This window comes from Patescibacteria group bacterium, assembly GCA_038065315.1.
In the GTDB taxonomy this organism is placed as follows: domain Bacteria; phylum Patescibacteriota; class Minisyncoccia; order Phycocordibacterales; family JBBTRF01; genus JBBTRF01.
Genome location: JBBTRF010000001.1, coordinates 202,907 through 219,648, shown reverse-complemented (window position 1 = coordinate 219,648; position 16,742 = coordinate 202,907). Strand labels below are relative to the sequence as shown.

The window sequence follows — 16,742 nt, the reverse complement described above, 5'->3', positions numbered from 1 at the left end:
TTTTGCTACCTAATATAGTACTATACAAGCCATGACCAGTCAAGGAGAGCTGTGGAAGGCCTTGCCAGATGCTCCGGGCGTCTATTTTTTTGTTGGTCCAAAATCCGTCAAAACCCTGAAAAATGGCCAAAATGAGTCCGGAAAAGAGACGGAAATCCTCTATATCGGCCGTGCCACCTCGCTTCGCGACCGCGTGCGCAGCTATTTTAACGATGACGTTATCCACACCCGAGGCCCACTCGTCGTGGACATGGTCTTTCATGCAGACAAGGTGGATTTTGTGCAAACCGATTCAGTGCTTGAAGCCATCCTGCTCGAAGCCAATCTCATCAAGCAGCATCAGCCGCGATACAACACAAAGGAGAAGTCGGATAAAAGTTTCAACTGCATTGTCGTCACTCGCGAGGCGTTTCCGCGTGTGCTCATTATGCGCAGCAAGGATGTGGAAAAAAACGCGGGAAAAAAGAGCATCGGGCTTGAAGCCGTCTTCGGTCCGTATGCGAATGGTGCAGTGCTCCGAGAGGGATTGAAAATCATTCGCAAAATTTTCCCATTTCGTGACCGATGCCTTCCGTGCGCAAATGTAACCAACAATACTCCGTGTCGACCCTGCTTCAACCGACAGCTTGGTCTTTGCCCCGGCGTCTGTACCGGCGAGATCTCTTCTATCGAATACAAAAAGACGATTGCTCGATTGAAATTGTTTTTGGAAGGCAAGAAAGGGCTGCTCGTTGGCCGACTCGAAAGAGAAATGCTTGCCTTGGCGAAAGAGCGGCGGTTTGAAGAGGCGGGCGGCATCAAGCGGACACTGTTTGCGTTGAATCATATTCAGGATATCGCGCTTGTGAAGGAACAGGATACGCCAGTCGTCCAGGATGAACCTTTGGCCGTCACCGCACACGGTGGTCCGAAAGCACAAGAGGCTTTGTTTCGGATCGAGGCATATGATGTTGCTCACATGTCTGGCAAAAATACGGTTGGCGTGATGACCGTGCTGGAGGATCGGGAGCTGAAGCGTAGTGATTATCGAATGTTCAAGATCAAGCAGGCGGCGCCGGCGCATACAGCGGCAGGCGCAGTGAAGGTGCCGGGTGGCAATGACGACATCGCCTCGCTGCGGGAGATCTTGTCGCGCCGCCTCACGCATGCGGAATGGACGTTTCCAAATCTCATTGTGGTGGATGGTTCAACTGCACAAAAGCGTGCCGCAGAAAAAGTGCTGCGTGAAGCCGGCTTTGATATCGCGGTGGTGGCGGTGGTGAAGAACGACAAGCACAAGCCAGAGCGGATCCTGGCCGCGCCACGACATCAATTTTTGATAAAGAAGTTCTCAAAGGAGATTTTGCTGCTCAACAGCGAGGCGCATCGTTTTGCGATTAAATACCACCGAAAGGTACGCGGGCGCTTGCGATAGTGATATACTATTTGCATGTCAGCAGGCTCGCATGCACAAGCTTCAAAGATTCGTGTCGGCGTTGTTCGCGGCGGCACCTCTTCTGAGTATCCGGTGTCGCTCAAGACGGGCGGTTCGGTGATCAAGCATCTGCCAGCCTCGAAATATCGCGTGCACGATATTCTCATCACTCGCGACGGCAAATGGCATTTTGACGGCGTCGAAAAAAAGCCGGAGCAGATCCTGAAGCATGTTGATGTGATTTTCAACGCGCTACACGGCGAGTTCGGTGAGGACGGCAAGATTCAGACATTGCTCGATACATACAAGGCCGCTTACACCGGCTCGGGAGCGCTGGCTTCCGCGATGGCGATGAACAAAGTGCTCACGAAGAAGCATCTGGCGCATCATGCGACCCAACACGCTGGTTCGAAGATCAAAACCGCGGTGCATCTGGTGTTGCGAAAAGAAGAAATACAAAATATTTCAAAAAGAGCAGCCGAGATTTTCAAAACGTTTCCTCATCCTGCTGTGGTAAAGCCGGCCAGTGCGGGTTCATCGATTGGTGTGTCGATCGTCTCAACGCTCAAGCAGTTGGAGAAGGCGATTCATTCGGCATTTGAGCACGGTGATACGGTGTTAATCGAAGAATACATCGCTGGCAAAGAGGCGACTTGCGGGGTGATCGACCATTTCCGTGGCGAGAAGCATTATGTCTTGCCGCCGGTGGAGATTCGGAAAGGCGGCGCGTCCGCTTTCTTCGACTACGAAGCCAAATACGGCGGTGCGTCCGAGGAGATCTGTCCCGGTAATTTCACTGCGGCCGAGAGTGCCGAGATTCAGCGCATGGCTCGTGAAGTACATCGTTCGCTCGGCCTGAAGCATTATTCCCGCTCGGATTTCATTGTGCACCCGCGCCGCGGCGTGTATTTTTTGGAAGTGAATACGCTTCCCGGCCTCACCGAACATTCGCTGTTTCCCAGGGCGATGCAGGCGGTGGGCTCTGGGCTGACTGAGCTCGTCGAGCATTTGGTGGGGTTGGCGAGGGGGAAGTATTGAACTAGTGGTTGTATGCGTAGCCAATGCAATAGGAATATTGATTATCAGAAAGACCGACGCATGTACGATTGGTTAAATAATAATTTTTTCCAATAAGCTCATCATTTTGATATTGTGGTTTGGCTACGATTGCTACGCAGGTACTCTTTGAATTATTCCAATCATATCCACCCTGACAAGCGCAATTTATTAGTCCTGTGGCTGTCTTTGTACCGTCCCAATTACTGTATGCGCCGTATGAATTTATACAGGTTTGGTTATTCAAAGCATTATTTGGCAGAACGCAGGCTGTCCTTGTTGAATTGACTTGATATCCGGAATTACAGTCACATTTTGTCGGTTCAGTTAGTGATGTGTGTGAATTTGCTGGACAAGCGTAAGATGATGCTCCGGAATATCCAGAGGAACTCGAATAGCTTGTACTTTTATAAGCACAGCTCGACCCATTGTATTCATAGCCGCTCATACACTCACATCTACTTAACAAGCTATTATACTGAGACATTATCCCAAGCTGACCTGAGCAATAATTATTAGCATTAACACAACTTCCTCCGTTCACAATATAGCCATAATTGCACTTACAGGAAGATACTCCGTCGTAATATGAATTCGTCGGACAGGTGGGTGTGGTCGGGTATTGATAATAGCTTCCGTAATTATTATTCCCAGATTCATACAACGACTTTCCTTGATAGTAGCTAGGATCCGTTATGTAGGTTGGGGTGTCCCATTCCGCACCTCTCGTGCCGTACGTTTTATTATACGCACCCTGGCTCGGAGTATAACTGTAGTTGTCAGATTTCAAGCCATTTGGACTACTGCGTACGTGGGGTGCAACATAAGTGCCGTTACTTTTGTAGTAGCCTTTAACAGAAACATAGGCATACAGAGGATTTACTACGGAAAATAAAAATAATAAAGTTGACAAACCGACGAATACAAATAGTAATTTTTTCATTTATATATCAACCATACAACTTTTTGAAATGTTTGTATAGTGTCCCCCTAGGAAATATTTTAATTCCACTGGTTGTTTTTTTAGGTTCTTTTTGGTATGATGCGACGGTTGGAAAGACGGGCCCTTAGCTCATCTGGTAGAGCACCTCATTTGCAATGAGGGGGTGGCAGGTTCGAGTCCTGTAGGGTCCACCAAAGAAACATCGGCATGGAATATAAAAAATTCATAAAAGACCTTGATAAAAAAATATGGAAGTGGAATTACGCAATTCCTCTAGGAATTGTAGCCTATGTCATATCTAACCTACTGGGAGGGGCTTCAACTACGATAGGCGCCGCTGTCGGTATATTTAATCTCTTGATTATTATTGGCCTAATTACGGGAACTGCAGATTTAATAAAGTATTTTAGGAAGAAATAATATGGAAAAAGAAAACATTAATAATATTGAGAAAAAAGAAGATTTTAATCTTTCTCCCATTTTCGGGGCAATTCTAGTTGTCGGCTTACTATATTTTGTATTTGGACATTTAAATAGTACTAGTACTCAACAAAATATAAATAACTATTGGATTGCATATAGTTCACCGAGTGCAGATTTTAACGTGTCGCTTCCTTCCGAGCCTGAACACAAGAATTACAATTTTCCAGTTCCTGATAGTAACATGAGTTACACCCAAGATATGTACACCTCCAAAATTTCGGGGTATGCTTTCCTGATTTCTAAAATTATTTATTCCTCTCCCATTGATGTATCTAACCCGGATAATCTTCTAAAAGGATCACTAAGTAATATGCTGAAGACGGATAGCGGAAATAGTCTGATTTCTTCTGACTCTGGAAATTTCAAAGGTAATCATTCCCTTGATTTTTCAATGGAGACAAAAAGCTTCGGAACATTTATAAAAGGAAAAATAATTTTAAATGGCCAAACGATATATTTGCTAAGTGTTGAAAGTGAAAATGCTACTCCAGCAAATTATGATAAATTCGTTGATTCTTTTGAAATTAGGTAAATGATAAAATCAAAGATTTTTTAGATGATATTAAATAATCACAATTTGTGAAAAATACTAAGCAATACAAATATATAATGTTAGCGATAGTCTTACTAGTCTGCCTTGGAGCAGTATTTTTTTTAAAACTCAAACCGGCAGAAAAATCAGTGTCTTCCGACAAGATTAATCCTCTATATTTTTACTCCTCAGCGTACGAAGATAAAAACGGATTATATGCCAATCAATGTCCGCAGACAAATGGTATTGATTGGCAACTTGCTATCTATACCTTAAGTGCGTACATGCAATTTGAGGCACTGAGAGAAGAAATCGGACCAGCAGAAATTCAGCGTAATTTTGACGAAAACTGCAAACGTAATATGCAGATCTACGAGACTGTTGATGCTCGAATCAGAAACTAGGTGGATGTGCCTCAGCACATCCACCTTATCGCTCCCGAACAAAGATCTTATCTAGCCAAAAATGCCTTAAAATAGGATGTTTTAAACTATTTTAAACAATATTTTGTATAAAAGCTTGCAAAGTGTGCTTAAATCTGCTAGGATAACAATGTAATTAATGTACTAACAAACACATGATCCACAAACTATCATTCAAAAACTTCTACTCCTTTATGGAGGGTGCCGAGATTGATCTGGTGGTCAACAAAAATGCACCTGACACGGATGCATATTTTACTGATGAGTTTGGGAATAAGCTCACTAAATTTATGGCATTTGTTGGACCAAATGCTTCGGGTAAAACTAATCTTCTAAAAAGTTTGGCTTTTATGAAGTGGTTTGTGGTAGATTCATTCTCTGCTCTTACCCCCGATAAAGACATCGCATTCAAACCCTTCTTGTTCTGTGCTGACTCAGATAAAAGATCAAGCTTCTTTGATATTGAGTTTGAAACAAACAAAAAGATATATAAATACGAACTTGAATTAAACACCAAGAAAATTATCAATGAGAAGTTAAGTATCAAAGAGGAAAAGAGGTTCAAGATTCTCTTCGATAGGTCATGGAATAAGGAAAAGAATGAATACGACTTCAACTTTAAAAGGTTTGATGTTCCAGCAAACTTTGCCCAAATTACTCGTAGTAACGCTTCAATTATTTCTACAGCACGCCAGATAAATCATAAGCACAGTATTGAAATTACCAACTACCTCAGTGCTATACAGACAAACATTTTTGAGGGCGGTAAAGTCCCAATGGAACGCCTCGCCGATGCAATAAAATACTATCAGGAAAATCCCGAAATTAAAGCAAAAGCAGAAGAAATACTAAGCAAGTTTGATCTAGGTTTAGCAAAAATAAATATTCAGAAGGTCGAGACATCAGACAAAAGGGTTATCTATGTTCCAACAGGATCTCACAAGTACATCGATGGAAGTAAGGAGTACTCTCTCTCTTTCCAGTATGAATCTAGGGGAACTCAGAACCTTCTCTTCTTGCTTAGAACCATCTTGGTTGTATTGCAAAGTGGTGGAGTTGCCGTCCTAGATGAAATGGATAATGATCTTCACCCACTAATGATTCCAGAAATCATCAATTTGTTCTCTTCAGAGACCTACAATCCAAATAAAGCACAGCTTTTGTTCAGCACTCACAGTGTGCAGATACTAAACAAATTAGATAAACAGCAGATCATTTTGGTCGAAAAGAATGATAAGGGTATCAGTGAGGCTTGGAACTTGGCTGATGTAAAAGGTGTCAGAGCAGACGACAACTTCTACGCTAAGTATATGGCTGGGGCTTACGGGGCTATTCCTAAGGTTTAAAATTATGGCAAGAACTCTTAGGGCACAGAAAACCACAGTGTTTGCTTTTGGAGAGGGAGAAGCTGAAAGAATCTTCCTAAAGCACATTCGATCGCTGTATGCGGTAAACAAAACCAGCGTAAGAGTAGATTATGCTGGAGGAAAAGATGTGTCATACATTCTGGAAAAAGCGCTACGTGTAAAAGGTAATCTGAAATATAACCACTCTTTCATATTGCTAGATACAGATCGTGAATGGACAAGTCCTGTAAAAAATAAAGCAAAAGTTAAGGGTTTTGAATTGGTTGGAAGCAGTCCTTGTATTGAAGGACTGCTTTTGACCGTTCTCGAACCAGCCACAAATCACGCAAACCGATCTTCATCAGACTGTAAACGGTCCTTTCAGAGTAACCACCTGAACGGAAGAAGGAGTCTAACTGATGGGGACTGTAAGAGACTTTTTTCAAGGAGTGTTCTTGATGCTGTCATTCCAAACATGCCAATACTAAAAAGAATAATAAAGATAATGGAAGGCAATTTTTAAATATATGAATGATGTATGGACAAAAGAAAAAATTAAGGAAGGATTTGAGCGATTCAAACTTTCAAAAGTTGCGGGATTTATTGCAGAACGTAGCTTCGTAAGCAGATTTTTTGTTGCATAATTTAATCTTGATTGTATGGTTATGGTTTGTGGAGTAAAATTAGCATAAATATAACTTTTATATGAAGAACTCTCTCAAAGGAAATTGGTTTAAGATAATCGCATTTGGGACATTGCTTGGGGCATTAGGAGACCACCCATACTCCTACTATCAGCTAACTCGTTGGTTAACAACAATCTGCAGTGCCTATCTTGCTTTTAGTTACTTTGAAAATCATAAGACCGTTTTTATGTGGCTGTTTATTGCTCTAGCGATACTATTTAACCCCATATTCCCATTTTATTTCTCAAAAGATATGTGGCAGATTTTCGATGTAACCGGGGCGGTTTTGTTCTTTGTGTCCTTATTTATTAAAACTAATAAAAAATAATATGAGTAAAATAAAAGAATGGTCTTCGGGTTTGTTGGGAGTAGTTATAATTGTTGCATTCGGTCTCATTATCGGTCTAGTTTTCAAGGGGGCAATTTGGTTTACCGCAACAGTCTTACCCATAGTACAAATAATCTCTGGCTTTCTTTTCTTCGTAAACTTACTCGTTCTTCTGCCCCTTTGTTTTGTTAGAAAAACTCGTGGATATTCAGGACTAGGAATGTATATATCTTCTTATATTTTTGGTTTGGAACTCTGGTTAAGGGCACTGTTGTTTACATACATCATTTGGGGAGGTTTTTGGGTTGTAGTAGGTTTATTGTTTGCAGGAATAGGAATACTACCTTTGTCATTACTGGCCACAGCATTTGACGGATCTTGGACCGTCCTCTTCTGGTTATGTGTAGGAATGATAACAACGTACGGAAGTAGAATACTTGGACAGTATTTTGTTAATAAAGATGAAGAAGAACAGGACCATAAACAACAAACTGCCGTATAATTAAACTAAATGTATAAAATTACCCCCGAATACTCTCAGAGGATCTGATACTGATAGGCTAACAACGTTAGATAAGTCTAGTTATGAAAAATGTTTAAGAGGGCATGTATTAAATAACTAAAATTCCTATGAATAAATTAAATAAACTACCAGTATCTTGGAGAATTATAATTGCAGCATGTATATTGGGTGGTTTCTATTATTCTACAGAAGTTAGTAAACAAAAATATATGATTGAAAAGCAAGATGGTGAAAATCTAGTGAATTTAAAACTTACTCTTCAGAAAGAATGCAGAGAGGAAAAGGAGGAGGATATCAAATTTTTCGATAAGTCTACTTTATCACCAGAATTAATTATGATCGGTCTTAAGAATAAAGGCTATGTGGATGATAGTGGTAATTTCATTAATGATGATATATGGATTAGGGATTGTGTAGAAAGAAAATTAGAAATAATAAAATGAAAAACTCAAAGACCCCGTGCTGTAATTATGCGGTGATGTATTCTCTTACAGTTATTTCGCCAATATTGACCTATCTGTTGGGTTGGGTATTAATATGGTTGGGATTTCGGTTGGATCATAGTCCAGAATTTGCTGCTCTAGTCATATTTCTGATTTTCTTCCTACTTACATTTTTTGGCAAAATGAAAGACGCGGGTTATATAAACTAGTATAAAATCAAATATCGTGATGTCCAAAAAAGAAATCCGCGAAAGCAGATTTTTTTTGTTGTATAATGTATCTATGCTCAAAAAATACCTCCCACATACTCTCCTCGCCGCCTACACCATCGAATTCATCGTCGCTGGTATCCACCCATACTCCCGTGCCGTCTGGTATGTTGAAAACGGGCCGATCCTCGCACTCGTCATCTTCATCACGGTTCTCTATATCAGAAACATCCGCTTCTCCAGCACCGCCTACGTCCTGATGTTCATCCTGCCGTTCTGGCACACGATCGGTGGGCACTACACCTTTGAACTCGTGCCGTTCGACTGGTTCAACGATTTTTTTGGCTACGAGCGCAATATGTTCGATCGGATCGGCCACTTTGTTGTGGGCTTCTACGCGCTACCGATCATTGAATATCTCGTGATGCGTGGCTTGGTGGCAAAACAGTGGCTCGCCAACACCTACGCCGTATTCGCCATCGCTTTTGTCGCCGTCTTCTATGAATGGATCGAGTGGGGCTATGCGGCGATTTATGGTGGTGAGGCCGGTGCCGCCTTTCTCGGCTCGCAGGGAGATATTTGGGATGCGCAGAAAGATATGCTGATGGATGTATCTGGGGCGGTGTTGGTGGTGGTTGTGCGCAGTGTTTGCGGGCTGTTTCCTGGGAAATAAAATCGACTGACATTTGTATTACATAATGTATCGGTTCAGCCGACTACTTTTGCTGTATGGAACCTACCGATGAACAAATTGTAGGGAAGGTTCAAGCCGGCGACGCTGAGGCTTTTGGCGTGCTGATGTCGCGTTATGAAAAGAAAATTTTGCGCTACGGCCGAAAATTTCTGCAGGATACGGAAGATATCAAAGACCTTGTGCAGGAAGTGTTTGTGAAAACGTACATGAATATTCGCAGCTTTGACACGAGTAAACGTTTCTCGCCGTGGATCTATCGCATCGCGCACAATGAGTTTGTGAACGCACTGAAGAAAAATCGTTTCAAGTTCTTTCCATTCTTCGATTTTGATAAAGATATATTGTTCCCGCATCCCATCGCCGAAGAGACGGCAGATACGGAAGCGGAAGGGAGGATCAACAAAGAATTGCTCGACAAATGCCTTCACGAGCTTGATGCGAAATACCAGGAGGTGCTCATCCTCTCGTATTATGAAGAGTTGGGGTATCAGGAGATCGCCGAAGTGCTCCAGATCCCAATGTCGACGGTCGGCGTGAGACTCCGGCGGGCGAAAGCGCAGTTAAAAAAGATCTATGAACACACCTATGGAACACAATCATAACAACACACTACAAGAGACATTGCTCGCCAAGATCAAGGAGGGGCAGATGGTGATGCGTCCGCGTTGGCATTTCGTATTGAAGGCTGTTTTAGGTATTCTGGGCATGATTATTTTGGCCATGGCGGCGCTGTATCTGATCAGCTTCATTTTGTTCGCTTTGCGCGAGGCGGGTCTGCTCTTTATCCCCGGCTTCGGTTTTCATGGTGTCGGCGTGTTTCTTTTTTCATTGCCTTGGATACTGATTCTCGTGTCGCTGATATTTATCTTTCTCCTTGAATTGCTCGTGAAGCGCTACGCTTTCGGGTATCGCAAGCCGCTCTTGTATTCATTATTCGGTGTATTGGGATTGGTAGTGCTGGGCAGCGCGCTACTCTTCCGTATCGACTTCCATGGACAGGTATTCAAATTTGTCGAACGGCAGGGGATGCCGGTGATGGATCCATTTTACCGCGGCTACGTGTTGCCGCGCGGCGACGGTGTGCATCGCGGCAGTATTTCAGCCTTTACTGAGGGAGGTCTGATGCTCACCACGCGGCGCGGTGACGTATTCGAAGTGAACATTGCTTCTGAGACGGAATTTCCATTCGGTCTCGATCTTCAGCTTGGCGATGAGATCGTGGTGTTGGGCGAGCGGGCAAGTAGCACTATCGAAGCAGTTGGCATTCGACGTATCGATGATCGTGTGCGTCCGCCAGTACCTCACGGCATGATGTGGGGTCGACGCGGGCAGGAGGCGAAATAGTGAAATATGTTGTATCCGAAATTGTATTAATAGGTGCCGGCAGAGGTTCGCCGGTGCGCGCGGATTATTCGATAATATACAACAAAGAAAACATATGAAACAAACCAAAACGAAACTCGCATTATACGCAATTTTGCCGGTCCTCGGACTCGGCTTGCTGGCGGGAACGACCACCGCTTCGGCTCATGGCTTTCCGATGGCGAATCTCACTCCGCAGGAGATTGCGACCAAGCAATCGACCATGTTCGAAGCTCAGGCGACACTCATTGGTGCCACAGTGGCCGAAGTGAAGGCGGCGTGGGCTCAAGGTAAGTCTCTTGAGCAGTTGGCCGCTGAGAAAGGCGTCACGAAAGAAGTCTTGAAGACCAAGATGGAAGCTCAGCGCAAGGCTCAGCTCACCAGCCAACTTCAGGCACTCGTGTCACAGGGTGTGATCACGCAGGCCCAGGCTGATCAGCGTCTCAGCTTTGTTACTACTCAGGCCGCTACGAATGCCGGAAAAGCCAAAGGCAAGGGCCACGGCATGAAGGGCGAGCGTGGCATGGGTGGTTTCGGTCGATTTGGGTTCTAGGTGTAAGAGGCTGAATGTAATTGAACACCGAAAATCCCCGGCGACGGGGATTTTCGGTGCATTGTTTGCTACTATTATCTTCATGAGAAAGCTATTCACCCCTTGTGTCGTCCATCAAGGTCCGAAGATCCTTCTCGGCATGAAAAAGGTTGGCCTCGGTGCTGGCCGCTGGAATGGGTTTGGCGGGAAAGTTGAACCTGGCGAGGCGATTGATGTTGCAGCGGTCCGTGAGCTTCGGGAAGAGGTATGTATCGAGACTTTGGATATTCGGCAGAAAGGTATCCTCGAATTCAGTTTCGAAAACAATCCGAAAATACTCGAGGTGCATGTGTTTGAGGCTACGAAATTCAGCGGCACACCCGCGGAGACCGAGGAGATGACACCGTGTTGGTTCGACCTTGCGAAGATCCCCTACGAGCAGATGTGGTCCGACGATATTCACTGGCTGCCGTTGCTGCTTGCGGGCAAGACCTTCCACGGCAAATTCCATTTTGACCAGCCTTCCACGGCCAATTATTCGGCAAAGATTTTGTCGCAGGAGTTGCGGGAGGTGTCAACGTTGTGGCTTTCCTGTCATTTTTATATACTGTCCTCATGAAAGCTAGATCGAACAAGAAAGTTGCTACTGCAGAAAAGGTGCCGATTCAGCGAGACCTCACCCGCGATACCGAACTTCTCTACGAGATTGGCTGTTTTCGGCACGTCCAGCGCACATGGAAGCGATTTCACAATCCTGACGTGGCAAATGCTTCGGAGCACACGTTTCGTGTGATGTGGACGGCCTTGATGCTCGCGAAGCATGAAAGGGAGATGGGTGGCGCGACCAAGAAAATGAGCGAAGAAAAGATCCTGAAGATCGCCATGGCACACGACCTCGCTGAGAGCCGCACGGGTGATGTTGACTATATTTCTCGCCAATACACTCAGCGCGATGAGGAAAAGGGTGCACACGATATGTTTAACGGGACTGTTTTTGCTGCCGAGGTCTTGCCACTACTTGCCGAATACGAAAAGCGTCAATCGCTAGAGGCGAAGATCGTGAAAGATGCCGACACTCTAGACGTGGAATTAGAGCTGATGGAAGAACACTCGCGCGGCAATGAATTAGGTGGCAAACTGCTCGAGTCTCGCAAGGTCGTCGTCTACAACAAGCTGTTCACTGAAAGCGCGCGGCAATTTTGGCACAAGATCCACGGTACCCATCCGCACAGCTGGCACATGAACGCGAGCGGCAACCGTTTCAATAGTGGGGATTGGAAGAAGTAGACAGGCGAAATGTCTATTGCCACTTTATGATATTTAGGGTATAACTCTATCACCTCCGGATGTCGGGGGTGGGATCTTTGATACCCAAATTTTGGAAAATTAGCTAAGCCTATGGCAAGTTCCAGTCCTGGTCAAAAACACAGCCCACAAAACGGTAGGTTCACCTGCCTTGTTGGTCCGACAGCAGTCGGGAAAACGACCTTTGTGGACATGTTGGTGAAGGGAGGGTATGGTCGTCGGCAGATCACCTGCACGACACGCGCTCCACGTCCCGATGAAGAAGATGGGAAGGATTACTACTTCTTTACTCGTGAAGTGTTCATGAAACGTCAGCAGGAGGGACTATTCCTCGAATATGCTGAGGTGCACGGTAATCTCTATGGCACACCCAAAGCGCCGATCCTGGAAAGTCTCGCTGCCGGTGAGGATGTGGTCTGCGCGATTGATATTCAAGGCTTGCGGCAGATCAAGGCGCATGATGATGAGTTGATCCGTCACGGCCTGTTGGCGATCTTCATCTACGCTTCAATGGCAACCGTGGAACGGCACTTGCGGGTTCGTGCATTGGCGCAAGGAAAGCCCATCTCCGAAGAGGAGGTTGCTGCACGTCTCGCATCAGCTAAAAAGGAGCTGGGGTGCGTTTCAGAATGTCAGGCTACCGTCGTCAATGATCTCGATGGGCCGGAACACATCGCCGCCGCTTTTTCGGCACTGCGTCGCGCGATTGATCTGCGTGGTCGTTTGGCGAGTGCTAAGAGCCAGTTGCGGCCATGGCACCAGCATCCGTGGGTTCCTCGATCTGCCGCTGCGGCATGATGTCCGCTTTCCAACTATTCGGGTTTTTGTCCGCCCGTCGCGCACCTTGTGTCGCGGCGGGCGTTTTCTTTTTGTCGGCATCGTGATATACAATAGAGGCACAAAAATCATTCATGTACACCATCCTCATTTATTACAAATACGTCCATGTTGCTGATCCAAGGGCCCTCATGTTGGCCCAAAAAGCCCTTTGCGAGAAGCTGGGCTTGAAAGGTCGCATCATCGTTGCCGAAGAAGGAATCAACGGTACTTTCGAGGGTCTCAGCGAGAATGTCGAGGCCTATGTCATGGAAATGAAGCAGGACCCGCGCTTTGCTGATATTCACTGGAAGCGCAGCGCCGGTACTGCCGACGGTACAGCTTTCCCGCGTCTCTCCGTAAAAGCTCGCAAGGAGATCGTGAGTGCTCACCTCGATGACCTCGACCCTCAGACAGGCGATGTAAATCCGACGGAACTCACTGCAACTCACCTGAAGCCGGAAACCTTGCGTGAATGGTTTGAGCAGGGAAAACAATTTTCTATCGTCGACATGCGCAACAACTACGAGCACTCTGTCGGTCAGTTTAAAGGCGCGCATATTCCAAAGATGAGTAATTTTCGAGACTTGCCGAAAGTAGCAGAAGAGATTGCTGATTTGAAAGAAAAACCAATCCTCACTGTCTGCACTGCCGGCGTACGTTGCGAAAAGGCTTCGGGGTATTTGCTCAAAAAAGGGTTCAAGGACGTGTACCAGCTCGATGGTGGTATTGTCACGTATATGGAAAAGTTTCCAGGAAAAGATTTTGAGGGTAGCTTGTATGTCTTCGATGGCCGCGTCACGATGAATTTTAATGATCCGAAGACCCACAAGGTGGTCGGCCGCTGCGGACGCTGCGAGACGCCATCGGAACGGTATGTCAACTGCAAGAATCTCGCCTGCCACGACCACCTCATCATTTGCGAAGGCTGTTCCGAGGCGGATGGCGCGGCGTTTTGCCTAGCGTGCGCGAAAACGGCTGTGGTATAATTTGCTTCATGAATTCAGATATTCCTCCGCGCCTCGCCCATGAGTTTGGCGATGCGGTGGTCGCTCTCGCGGCGAATCAGATCGGCGCCCGCCGAGTGTCTGAAGTGCTCTCTCGTTTCTATACTGAAGATGATCTTTCTGTCGACCGAAAAGGGCGGCTCACTTGCAACCTGCCCGCCCCGCACGATCAGCATGTCGGTATTTTTGTTCGCGCGCTTGTCGGACAGTTGGAAGACAGTATTGGTCGCAAGAAAGTGACGCAACATCTCCTACGAATTTTTACCGACCTTGAGAAACTGCATCCGGACGGACAGGGAATGTCCAGCGTGGTGACACTTCTGCCGAATGGCTATCTCGAAGAAGAGCGCCTGAGGCTGCTTTCGAGGGTTGACCTCGCTCGACGCGTGAAAGATCAGACTTGGGAGCTCGAAAAGATGAACGACGAGCTTGAATTCCGCGTCGCTCAACGTACCGAGAGTCTGCAGAAGCTGCTCGACGAAAAAGTAAAGACCGAGAAAGTGCTCAAGGCGCAGAGCGAGGAGTTGCAGAAAGCAAACACGGAACTCCGTGGCCTCGACCAGGCAAAGTCCGACTTTATTTCTGTCGTTGCGCATCAGCTCCGTACACCACTTTCGGCTTTGAAGTGGACGTTGAGCCTTTTTAATTCCGGTGATGTCGGCGAGCTTTCCGACGAGCAGAAGCAGTACATGAAGAAGATGGGTGAAACGAATGATCACATGATCAAGCTCGTAAACGATCTTTTGGATGCCAACAGTGTGGAGGTGGGCCAACTCAGCTATTCTTTTGGTCCGGTGCAGGTGGAAGAAGTGATTGAAGATGCGATCGAAGAGCTTGCCGCTTTTGCCAAAAAGAGGGAGGTGTCTCTGGCGTATACGAAGCAGCCGCTACCGACCGTAAGGGCCGATGCGGAACGGCTGCATTCGGCATTGCAAAATCTCATCGACAACGCGATCAAATACAGTCGTGCCGGCGGCGCCATTGCCGTGACGGCTGAGATTGCCGGACAGATGCTGCGTGTGAATGTTGCTGATCAAGGCATCGGCATTCCCGAGGAGCAAAAAGCTCATGTTTTTGAGCGTTTCTTCAGAGCACGCAACGCGATCAAGGCAGAAAATGGCGGTACCGGCCTCGGTTTGTTTATTGTGAAAAAAATCATCGAGGACCACGGTGGTACGATTCGATTTGTCACGCGAGAAAACGCCGGGAGTACGTTTACAGTTGAATTACCGTTGAAAAAGTAATACAATAGGCTGATGAAAGAAAAGGCACTCGCTGGCAAGAAGATTTTGTGGGTGGAGGACGATATGTTTTTGAGCGATTTGATGACGAAGAAGCTTGCGAAGTATGCGCCAACGCTGTTCCATGCGAAGAATGGTGACGAGGTGTTTTCCGTGTTGGAGAAAGAGAAGCCAGATCTCATTGTGCTCGATGTACTGTTGCCCGGGCTCAACGGATTCGAGATTTTGAAGAAGGTAAAATCCGACGCCGCGACAAAGGCGATTCCTGTCGTGCTTCTTTCCAATTTGAATCAGAAGAGTGATATTGAGAAAGGTGCGGAGCTTGGCGCGAAGAAGTTTTTGGTGAAGGCTCTCCTCACCCCGGATGATATTTTGGAGGAAGTAGGGAAGGTGCTCGGGGTGCTATAGGCAAACAATATGGTTGAATACGAAACATACGACGAGAATAAGTGGACACTGGGCTCGAGACACCGAGATGAGATTCCGCATTACTTCGGCCACACGATCCGCCGCTTCTTCTTCTTTGTGGCTTTTGTGATGCTGGCGACATTGCCGTTTTTCAAGAATGAGCTCGCCATCCCTGTGACGTTTTCTGTTTTTGCGATTATTGCGGTGACATTTGCGGCTGGCTACACCAATCCGCATTCGCGGTGGATTCTCATTTTCGACGTCCTTGTGGCAGGCTTTGGTTTGCTGGTGTTCGGCTTTCATTCGATTGCCGGTTACTCTACGTACGGTATGCAAGGTGTGCGCGAGGTGTTGTTTTATACCAACCAAGTGCTCGCACTGTCTTTTCTCGCCGCCTTTTATTTTAGTGTGAAGTCACTGCGTGGTTTCGCTGAGCGATTGATCGAGAGCCCGGACGAGTCTGTCGATGAAGACCCGCCAAAAGACCCACAGACTCCTACCAAGCCATAATGACCTTATCGACTCACGCTGTTGTTGGCGCGGCCGTCGCGGCCGCGCTTCCGAACCACCCGATCCTGGGTGGTCTTTTCGCCTTCGGCAGCCACTTTTTGCTCGATGCGCTACCTCATTGGGATTACAAAATTCTTTCCGCTTCGGCAAACCCTGATGTGCCAACGAAGTTAACGTTCGACCGTCTTTTTATGCTTGATCTCGTCCGTATCGGCGGCGATGCGCTGCTTGGTCTGGTGGTCGCTGGAGTATTTTTTTGGCACCCTATAGGAAACTACTTCTGGCTCATCGGAGCGCTTGCAGCAATCCTTCCCGATTTCCTCCAATTCGTGTATAGTAAGTACCCAAAAGGGCCGATAGCGCAGCTTCAGGCGTTTCATCGGTGGATTCACACCTCGCATCGTCTTGAAGGTAAAACACTCCTCGGCATCGCTAGCCAGCTTGCGTTGGTTGTCCTCGTTCTTCTCGTTTCGTCTCGATAA

Annotated in this window: 22 protein-coding genes and 1 tRNA gene; all 23 read left to right on the top strand. The window is 46.3% G+C overall.

Features of this window, described 5'->3' with window-relative positions; translation table 11 throughout:
• Positions 1 to 31 precede the first annotated feature (31 nt).
• The 23 genes from AAB391_01125 to AAB391_01015 all read left to right on the top strand — a co-directional run bounded on the left by AAB391_01125 (position 32) and on the right by AAB391_01015 (position 16,742).
• Positions 32 to 1,414, top strand: a complete 1,383-nt coding sequence (locus AAB391_01125; protein MEK7644914.1) for a hypothetical protein — start codon at positions 32 to 34, stop codon at positions 1,412 to 1,414.
• 15 nt (positions 1,415 to 1,429) lie between these two features.
• A complete protein-coding gene (locus AAB391_01120) occupies positions 1,430 to 2,452 on the top strand; it encodes a D-alanine--D-alanine ligase family protein (GenBank protein MEK7644913.1) in 1,023 nt (340 codons plus the stop codon).
• A gap of 1,079 nt (positions 2,453 to 3,531) precedes the next feature.
• Positions 3,532 to 3,607: transfer RNA gene (locus AAB391_01115), tRNA-Ala, on the top strand.
• Positions 3,608 to 3,620: 13 nt separating this feature from the next.
• Entirely contained in the window at positions 3,621 to 3,833 is a 213-nt protein-coding gene (locus AAB391_01110) for a hypothetical protein (GenBank protein ID MEK7644912.1), read from the top strand.
• A 1-nt stretch (position 3,834) separates the two neighbouring features.
• On the top strand, positions 3,835 to 4,428 hold the full coding sequence (locus AAB391_01105) for a hypothetical protein (protein ID MEK7644911.1): 594 nt from the start codon (positions 3,835 to 3,837) through the stop codon (positions 4,426 to 4,428).
• A 77-nt stretch (positions 4,429 to 4,505) separates the two neighbouring features.
• Entirely contained in the window at positions 4,506 to 4,832 is a 327-nt protein-coding gene (locus AAB391_01100; protein ID MEK7644910.1) for a hypothetical protein, read from the top strand.
• A gap of 173 nt (positions 4,833 to 5,005) precedes the next feature.
• A complete protein-coding gene (locus tag AAB391_01095; protein MEK7644909.1) occupies positions 5,006 to 6,196 on the top strand; it encodes an AAA family ATPase in 1,191 nt (396 codons plus the stop codon).
• 4 nt (positions 6,197 to 6,200) lie between these two features.
• Positions 6,201 to 6,719, top strand: a complete 519-nt coding sequence (locus AAB391_01090; protein ID MEK7644908.1) for a hypothetical protein — start codon at positions 6,201 to 6,203, stop codon at positions 6,717 to 6,719.
• Between the two features lie 182 nt (positions 6,720 to 6,901).
• On the top strand, positions 6,902 to 7,210 hold the full coding sequence (locus tag AAB391_01085; protein ID MEK7644907.1) for a DUF6804 family protein: 309 nt from the start codon (positions 6,902 to 6,904) through the stop codon (positions 7,208 to 7,210).
• A gap of 1 nt (position 7,211) precedes the next feature.
• Entirely contained in the window at positions 7,212 to 7,712 is a 501-nt protein-coding gene (locus tag AAB391_01080) for a hypothetical protein (protein MEK7644906.1), read from the top strand.
• A 128-nt stretch (positions 7,713 to 7,840) separates the two neighbouring features.
• Entirely contained in the window at positions 7,841 to 8,176 is a 336-nt protein-coding gene (locus AAB391_01075; GenBank protein MEK7644905.1) for a hypothetical protein, read from the top strand.
• A gap of 282 nt (positions 8,177 to 8,458) precedes the next feature.
• Positions 8,459 to 9,058: a DUF2238 domain-containing protein gene (locus AAB391_01070; GenBank protein MEK7644904.1), complete on the top strand. Its 600-nt coding sequence runs from the start codon at positions 8,459 to 8,461 to the stop codon at positions 9,056 to 9,058.
• 56 nt (positions 9,059 to 9,114) lie between these two features.
• Entirely contained in the window at positions 9,115 to 9,681 is a 567-nt protein-coding gene (locus AAB391_01065) for an RNA polymerase sigma factor (GenBank protein MEK7644903.1), read from the top strand.
• On the top strand, positions 9,665 to 10,423 hold the full coding sequence (locus AAB391_01060) for a hypothetical protein (protein ID MEK7644902.1): 759 nt from the start codon (positions 9,665 to 9,667) through the stop codon (positions 10,421 to 10,423). The genes AAB391_01065 and AAB391_01060 overlap by 17 nt, the downstream gene beginning before the upstream one ends.
• Before the next feature lie 94 nt (positions 10,424 to 10,517).
• Positions 10,518 to 10,994, top strand: coding sequence for a hypothetical protein (locus tag AAB391_01055; protein MEK7644901.1), 477 nt, complete (start codon positions 10,518 to 10,520; stop codon positions 10,992 to 10,994).
• An 82-nt stretch (positions 10,995 to 11,076) separates the two neighbouring features.
• Positions 11,077 to 11,592 carry an 8-oxo-dGTP diphosphatase gene (locus AAB391_01050; GenBank protein MEK7644900.1) on the top strand — a complete coding sequence of 172 codons (516 nt, stop codon included), beginning with the start codon at positions 11,077 to 11,079 and terminating at the stop codon, positions 11,590 to 11,592.
• Positions 11,589 to 12,260, top strand: coding sequence for an HD domain-containing protein (locus tag AAB391_01045; GenBank protein ID MEK7644899.1), 672 nt, complete (start codon positions 11,589 to 11,591; stop codon positions 12,258 to 12,260). The genes AAB391_01050 and AAB391_01045 overlap by 4 nt, the downstream gene beginning before the upstream one ends.
• 111 nt (positions 12,261 to 12,371) lie before the next feature.
• On the top strand, positions 12,372 to 13,076 hold the full coding sequence (locus AAB391_01040) for a guanylate kinase (GenBank protein MEK7644898.1): 705 nt from the start codon (positions 12,372 to 12,374) through the stop codon (positions 13,074 to 13,076).
• A 113-nt stretch (positions 13,077 to 13,189) separates the two neighbouring features.
• Positions 13,190 to 14,083: a rhodanese-related sulfurtransferase gene (locus tag AAB391_01035; protein ID MEK7644897.1), complete on the top strand. Its 894-nt coding sequence runs from the start codon at positions 13,190 to 13,192 to the stop codon at positions 14,081 to 14,083.
• Positions 14,084 to 14,091: 8 nt separating this feature from the next.
• On the top strand, positions 14,092 to 15,345 hold the full coding sequence (locus AAB391_01030) for a HAMP domain-containing sensor histidine kinase (GenBank protein ID MEK7644896.1): 1,254 nt from the start codon (positions 14,092 to 14,094) through the stop codon (positions 15,343 to 15,345).
• Between the two features lie 12 nt (positions 15,346 to 15,357).
• Entirely contained in the window at positions 15,358 to 15,750 is a 393-nt protein-coding gene (locus tag AAB391_01025) for a response regulator (GenBank protein MEK7644895.1), read from the top strand.
• A gap of 9 nt (positions 15,751 to 15,759) precedes the next feature.
• A complete protein-coding gene (locus AAB391_01020; GenBank protein MEK7644894.1) occupies positions 15,760 to 16,260 on the top strand; it encodes a hypothetical protein in 501 nt (166 codons plus the stop codon).
• Positions 16,260 to 16,742 (top strand): hypothetical protein, encoded by a 483-nt coding sequence (locus tag AAB391_01015; GenBank protein ID MEK7644893.1) that lies wholly within the window; start codon positions 16,260 to 16,262, stop codon positions 16,740 to 16,742. The genes AAB391_01020 and AAB391_01015 overlap by 1 nt, the downstream gene beginning before the upstream one ends.